At 74.9% G+C, this 6415-nt stretch carries 6 protein-coding genes and 2 pseudogenes; 4 read left to right on the plus strand and 4 right to left on the minus strand.

Annotated features, from left to right (window positions below; genetic code table 11):
* From E1211_RS29420 to E1211_RS29430, 3 genes and pseudogenes are all read right to left on the minus strand, one after another.
* Window positions 1–257: pseudogene (locus E1211_RS29420) on the minus strand (DNA repair protein RadA); the annotation flags it as partial.
* A 114-nt stretch (window positions 258–371) separates the two neighbouring features.
* On the minus strand, window positions 372–1115 hold the full coding sequence (locus tag E1211_RS29425; RefSeq protein ID WP_132353056.1) for a hypothetical protein: 744 nt from the start codon (window positions 1113–1115) through the stop codon (window positions 372–374).
* A 139-nt stretch (window positions 1116–1254) separates the two neighbouring features.
* Entirely contained in the window at window positions 1255–2094 is an 840-nt protein-coding gene (locus E1211_RS29430; protein ID WP_243709752.1) for a UbiA family prenyltransferase, read from the minus strand.
* Window positions 2095–2140: 46 nt separating this feature from the next.
* On the opposite strand from E1211_RS29430, the gene E1211_RS29435 reads away from it, so the two are divergent.
* From E1211_RS29435 to E1211_RS29450, 4 genes are all read left to right on the plus strand, one after another.
* Window positions 2141–2902, plus strand: a complete 762-nt coding sequence (locus tag E1211_RS29435; RefSeq protein WP_132353060.1) for a methyltransferase domain-containing protein — start codon at window positions 2141–2143, stop codon at window positions 2900–2902.
* 43 nt (window positions 2903–2945) lie between these two features.
* Window positions 2946–4112 carry an acyl-CoA dehydrogenase family protein gene (locus E1211_RS29440; RefSeq protein WP_132353062.1) on the plus strand — a complete coding sequence of 389 codons (1167 nt, stop codon included), beginning with the start codon at window positions 2946–2948 and terminating at the stop codon, window positions 4110–4112.
* Window positions 4113–4179: 67 nt separating this feature from the next.
* The gene (locus E1211_RS29445; protein WP_132353064.1) at window positions 4180–5238 is read left to right on the plus strand and encodes a type III polyketide synthase; all 1059 of its coding nucleotides are present in this window, start codon (window positions 4180–4182) and stop codon (window positions 5236–5238) included.
* 22 nt (window positions 5239–5260) lie between these two features.
* Entirely contained in the window at window positions 5261–6019 is a 759-nt protein-coding gene (locus E1211_RS29450; RefSeq protein ID WP_132353066.1) for a hypothetical protein, read from the plus strand.
* Window positions 6020–6168: 149 nt separating this feature from the next.
* On the opposite strand, the pseudogene E1211_RS29455 reads toward E1211_RS29450, so the two are convergent.
* A pseudogene (locus tag E1211_RS29455) lies at window positions 6169–6415 on the minus strand (hypothetical protein); the annotation flags it as partial.

The raw sequence follows: 6415 nt of genomic DNA on the forward strand, positions 1-6415 counted from the left end.
GCGCTGATGGTGGCGATCGGTCGGGCGGGCTCGGCCGGCATCCGCGAGCTGACCACCCGGCCGGAGACGGTCGGCCCGGTGACCGTGCTCTCGACCACGGAGCCCCACTCGCCGCACTCCGGGCACCGCCCCACCCACTTGGGCGGCTGGTGGCCGCACGCGTCGCACTCGTAGGCCGGACGGGGCTCACGAGCGGAGGCGCGGCCGCGCGTGCCCGTCGCCGCGCCGCGGGCGGAGGTGGATCGGGAGGTCGTCACACCAGGACGCTAGCCCGGCCGTACGACCGAATGGCGCAGACCCCGCCGTACGACGAAGCACCCCGACGTGGCGCTCGCCACGTCGGGGTGCTTCCGAGAACTCGTGTGGGCTGGTCAGCCGCCGTGGCCGCCGCCCTCGGCGCCGCCTTCCTCGCCGCCTTCGCCACCCTCGCGGTGCACGATCGGCGACGGCGGGGCGGCCGGGGTCAGCGGCACCGCGATCGGGGCCGGTCCCGTGATGGTCCTGCCGTTGCCGAAGTCGAACGTGACGAAGACGTTCTGACCGGAGTGCAGCGACTCGTTGAGGCCGAGCAGCTGGAGCATGCGGTCGGACTGCTGGTTCAGCTGGATGTAGCTCAGCGGCGCGATCTCGAAGCGCGCGGGCTCGCCGGCCGGGGCCGACGGCGACGGGCTGGCGGAGTCCGACGGGCTCGCCGAGCCCGACGGGCTGCCGGAGTCCGACGGGGAGGCCGAGCCGCTCGGCGAAGCCGACTCCGACGGCGACCCGGACGGGGTCGGGCTGGCCGACGCGCCGGTCCCGGTGAGCACGACCTCGCGGGCGTCCTGGCTGGTGACGGTGACGGTGACCGGCTCCTTGGAGTCGTTGTAGATCACCGCGTTGAGCAGCGCGTCCTCGCCGGCCCGGTAGCCCTCGACGCCGGGGAAGTCGACCAGCAGGCCGCGTACCGCGAGCAGGCCGTCCTCGGTCTCGATGTTGACGCCCTGGACCGACGGCACCTTGTTGGCGGTCTCCGATATCTGGCCGGCGCCGCACCCGGACAGCAGCAGGCTCGTCGCCGCCGCCACCCCGGACAGCAGCAGGGCCGCCCGCCGGGAACCCCTGATCGAGCGCGTCACGTCGGTCCTCCTCGTCACGATCCCACCCGGTGCGTACGCCGGGCACGGTGGCCATGCCCGCGCAGACCGCGCTCCAGGGTAATTGGGGCTGATCGAGGGCCGCACTCCGACCCGGGGATGCCACCTCCCGGAGTGATGTTCAGACCACCCGGCCGCTCGTGACCAGCAGCACCACGTCGATCAGCGCCACCAGCATCACCGCCCGGAAGGCTGCCACCGGGCGCCGCCCCGAGCGGGCCGCGCCCCGCCCGCCGTACCAGCTGAGCGGCGGAACCACGACGGCGGTGAACACCGCGGCGAGCCCGACCCCGGACGGCGGCCCGGGCGGGCCGAGGACCAGGGTGCCGGTCGCGGCGAGCAGCAGCAGCGCGGCCGCCACCCGGCTGCCCGCCGCGCCGATCCGGTGGGGCAGGCCGCGCACCCCGGTGCGGGCGTCGTCGGCCAGGTCGGGCAGGACGTTGGCGAAGTGCGCGCCGGCGCCGAGGCACGCGGCCGCGGCCACCAGCCAGACCGGCGGCGCCGGCGCCCCGGGCAGCGCCAGCACCACGAAGGCGGGCAGGGTGCCGAAGGAGAACGCATAGGGCAGCACCGACGCCGGGCCGGACTTGAGCGGCCAGTCGTAGAGCAGGGCCGAGACGAGCCCGGCGGTCATCCAGGCGGCGGCGACGGGGTTCGTCGTCAGCGCCAGCAGCGGGGTGGCGAGCGCGGCCAGCACCGCGCCCAGGGCCACGGTGCGCCGACCGACCGCGCCGGCGGGGATTGGCTTGTCGGTACGCCCCACCGCGGTGTCCCGGTCGGCGTCGAGCGCGTCGTTGGTCCAGCCCACGGCGAGCTGGCTGGCCAGCACGGTGAGGACGACGGCGGCGACCCCGGCGGGTCGGTGTCCCACCCCGACGGCCAGCAGACCGGCCACCAGGGTCACCGCCGCGGCCGGTTCCGGATGGCTCGCCCTGACCAGCCCTAACACCGAAGTTGACATAAGGGAAGTCTGGTTGTTACCCGGGAGTCGTGCCACGCTCGATTCCATGCGAGACGCGGCTGCGGCGCCCACCCGGTCCCGGGTGCTGCCACGCAACGACCCGCGTCAGTACGACGACCTGGTCGACGAGTGGTGGCAGCCCGACGGCGTCTTCGCGATGCTGCACTGGCTCGCCGAGGCCCGGGCGGCCCTGGTGCCACCGGCCGACCGCCCCGGCGCGTTGCTGGTGGACCTCGGCTGTGGAGCCGGGTTGCTCGCACCGCACCTCGCCGGCAAGGGCTACCGGCACGTGGGCGTCGACCTGACCCGTTCGGCGTTGGCCCAGGCCGCCGCGCACGGCGTCACCCCGGTCAACGGCGACGCGACGGCGGCGCCGCTCGCCGACGGCTGCGCCGACGTGGTGGCCGCCGGCGAGGTGCTCGAGCACGTGCCGGACTGGCGTCGCGCGGTGGCCGAGGCGTGCCGGTTGCTCCGGCCCGGCGGGCTGCTCGTGCTCGACACGCTGAACGACAACTTCCTGAGCCGGCTGGTGGCCGTCCACATCGGCGAGCGGCTGCCGACCGTGCCGCGCGGCATCCACGACCCACGGTTGTTCGTGGATTCCCGCGCGTTGGTCGCCGAGTGCGCCCGGCACGGTGTCACGCTGCAGCTGCGCGGTGTCCGGCCGGAGGCGCGCGGGCTGCTCGGCTGGCTACTGCGTCGGGCGCGGGGCGCCGAGGGGGCCGCGCCGGGTGGCCGGGCTCCGCGGATCGTCCCGACGCGCTCGACCGCGGTGCTGTACCAGGGCTGGGGGGTCCGGAAAGGATAGTTCCGACCCCGGCGGGGGTAAGGACGCCGAAGAGGGGGCGTAGATGACGGTGCACGCGTTGGAGGCGGTCCGCAGGTTGGCGCCGCGACTCGCCGCCCGGGCGGCCGAGCACGACCGGGAGGGCACCTTCCCGGTCGAGGACTTCGAGGATCTACGCGAGGCGGGTCTCTTCGGCCTGATGGTGCCCCGCGAGCTGGGCGGCTCCGGCGCGACGTTCGCCGAGTACGCGGCCGTCGCCACCGAGCTCGCCAGGGGCAACGGCGCCACCGCGCTGGTGTTCAACATGCACGCCTCGGTGACCGGCGCGCTCGGCGCGGTCACCGAGGAGCTGGCCGAGGCGCTCGGCGTCCCGGACGACGCGCTCGCCGCCCGGGACCGACTGCTCCGGGCGGCCGCCGAGGGCTCCTGGTACGCGGTGGCGATGAGCGAGCGGGGCGCGGGCGCGCGCCTCTCCCAGCTCAGCACCGTCTACGAGCCGGTCGAGGGCGGCTGGCACCTCAAGGGCAGCAAGACGTTCTGCTCGGGCGCCGGGCACGCCGACGGCTACCTGGTCGCCGCGCGTAGCGCCGCCGACCCGTCGGTGGTCTCGCAGTTCCTGGTGCCCGCCGGGGACGGACTCACCGTAGAGCCGACCTGGGATTCGCTCGGCATGCGCGCCACCGCCTCGCACGACCTGCACCTGGAGGTGACGGTCCCGGCCGACCGCCTGCTCGGCGGGGTCGAGGGGCTGGCGTTGATGGTCGCCCAGCTCATGCCGCACTGGCTGGTGGCCAGCTACGCGGCGGTCTACGTCGGCGTGGCGCGGGCGGCTATCGAGTCGGCGGCCGAACACCTGAACGCCCGCAACCTCGCCGGGCTGCCGGCGGTGCGGGCGCGGCTCGGTCGTGCCGACGCGGCGGTGGCGGCGGCCGAGCTGGCGGTGGGCGAGGCGGCCCGCCGGGTGGACGAGGCGCCGGGCGACGCCGAGACGAACCGCTGGGTATGGCGGGCGAAGCTGCTCGCCGGCACGACCGCCGCCGAGGTGGCCGCGTCGATGCTGGAGGCGGCCGGTACCTCGGCCACCCGGCGGGGCCACCCGTTGGAGCGGCTCTACCGGGACGCCCGTTGCGGATCGCTGCATCCGGCCACCTCGGACGTCTGCGCCGACTGGCTCGGCATCGCCGCGTTGGGGGGTGACCCGGACCGCGACGGCTCGGCCCCTCGTTGGTGAGCGTGGAGCCGTCCAGAGCCGTCCCGGGTGCGGGGACGGCTCGCGGGAGGGCGGCGTCGGACGAGAGGTGGGGATCGTGTCGGTACCAGTGATCGCGGGCCTCGGGACGGCGCAGCCGCCGTCGGCCCGGCAGGACGAGTTGTGGGAGGGTTTCTTCTCCCGGCATTTCACCGGCGCCACCCGGTCGTTGGCCGCGCGCATCTTCGCCAACTCCGGGGTCACCACCCGGCAGGCCGCCGTCAATCCGCTGCTGGAGGACGTCTCCGACTGGCCGACCGAGCGGCGGATGCGCCGTTACCTGGTGGAGGCGTTGCCGCTGGGTAAGGAGGCGGTCGGCCGGGCGTTGACCGCCGCCGGCCTGGACGCCGGTGACATCGGGCTCTTCGTGGTCTGCTCGTGCACCGGGTACGCCACTCCCGGGCTGGACATCCTGCTCGCCCGGGACCTCGGCATGGCGGCGGACACCCAGCGGATGTTCGTCGGGCACATGGGCTGCTACGCGGCGTTGCCGGGGCTGGGCGCGGCGAGCGACTTCGTCACCGCGCGGGGCCGCCCCGCGTTGCTGCTCTGCGCCGAGCTGACCAGCCTGCACATCCAGCCGTCGACGGCCCGGGTGGACACGCAGCAGATCGTCTCGCACGCGCTCTTCTCGGACGCGGCGGTCGCCGCCGTGGTGCTGCCCGGCGGCCCCGGGTACGCGCTGCGCGAGGTCACCTCGGTCACCGACACCTCCACCGCCGACCACATGACCTGGGACGTCACCGACGCCGGGTTCCGGATGGGGCTGTCGCCGAAGGTGCCCCAGGTGCTCTCCCGGCACGTGCGGGGCCTGGTCGACGACTTGCTGGCCCGGCACGGCACCACGATCGACGAGCTGGACGGCTGGGCGGTGCACCCGGGGGGTCCCCGCATCCTCAACGTGGTGGAGCGCGAGCTGGGGTTGCCGGCGCAGGCGCTGGCGGCGTCCCGCGCGACGCTGGACGAGCACGGCAACTGCTCGTCGCCGACGGTGCTGCTCATCCTGGACCGGCTGCGGCGTGCGCCGGTCCCGCCGGAGCGGATCCTCATGCTCGCCTTCGGTCCGGGCCTCACGCTCTACGCCGTACTGCTCGATCGACAGGGCTGAGCGCCCGGCATACCCTCGACAGGTGGACGTCGAGGCGCAGGACCGGCTGCGGGGGCGGGTGTTGGTCGGTGCCACCGTGCTCGCCCTGATCGTCGGCGGCTGGTGGTGGCGGGCCGCCGCGCCGGAGGACGAGAGGGCGCTCGGTCTGGTCGCGTCGGTACCCGGGCTGGCCGCCCGGGCGCCGGGTGCGACCCCTCCGATAGCCGGCCTGACCGCCGCGGCCCCGACGGATATGCGGCTCGGCCCCTCGAACCTCGGCCCGGGCGCCGTCTTCGAGGTGGATCCGGCCACCGGGGCGGCTGTCCGCGCCGAACCCGGCAGCAGGCAGGTTTTCCGGGTGGAGCCGGATGGTTCGGTCTTCCGCGTCGATCCGGAGACCGGCGAGACGCACCCGGTCGACCGGGGCTGGCTCAGTGACCAGGTTCAACCGGGCCGCGGCCGGACCGACCTGCCCGGGAGCGGCGAGGTCAGCGGCGGGTTGTCGCGGTACCCGAACACGCTCTGGCGTGAGCAGAGCCTCATTGCGCCGGAGCGGAGCGTGATCCGGCAGGTGAACAGCGCGCCGGACGCCCGGTACATGTTCGAGTACAGCTGCACCGGGCCGGGGGGATTGATCGTCATGATCGCGGGTGGCCGGAGTGTTGACGAGCTCATGCCGATCTGTGACGGCCGACTCCGACGGCACGTGCTGGTCGGGGCCGGTGGGCCGTTGCGGGTCTCCCTGGCTCCCCTCGATGCCGAGGCGGTCCGGGTGCGGGTGCAGCTCGCTGCGATCGAGTGACCACTGGTGACGCCGGCTGACCCACTCCGGTCGGTCAGGGTGGCGCTGACCGGTCCAGGGTGAACCCGCCTGCTGCCGGTCTGCGCCGTCGAGTCCGTCGCCGGCCTGCTTCGGTCGAGAGCGGCGTGCGGGTCGGCGACCCGCGAAGTTCAGGCGGCGAGCCGGGTCAGGTCGGCGCGGTACGTCTCGACCGGGCCGAGCTGGGGCAGCACCCGGACGACGGTGCCGGAGCGGTCGACGAGCACGGCCACCGCGGCGTCCGGGCGGGGCGACAGGTGCAGGAACGCGCGCAGACCACCGGCGGGGTCGGCGAGCGTACGCATGCCCGTCCGGCCGGCGGCGGGGGCGGTGGGTCCCGCGCGGCCACCTGTGACGGTCACCAGGTTCACCTGGGGC

It is taken from the genome of Micromonospora sp. 15K316, assembly GCF_004348525.1.
Lineage (GTDB): Bacteria > Actinomycetota > Actinomycetes > Mycobacteriales > Micromonosporaceae > Micromonospora.

Coding starts and splice junctions, on each gene's coding strand:
- E1211_RS29430 (WP_243709752.1), bottom strand. CDS start 2,094: ATGTCAACTTCGGTGTTAGGGCTGGTCAGGGCGAGCCATCCGGAACCG.
- E1211_RS29435 (WP_132353060.1), top strand. CDS start 2,141: ATGCGAGACGCGGCTGCGGCGCCCACCCGGTCCCGGGTGCTGCCACGC.
- E1211_RS29440 (WP_132353062.1), top strand. CDS start 2,946: ATGACGGTGCACGCGTTGGAGGCGGTCCGCAGGTTGGCGCCGCGACTC.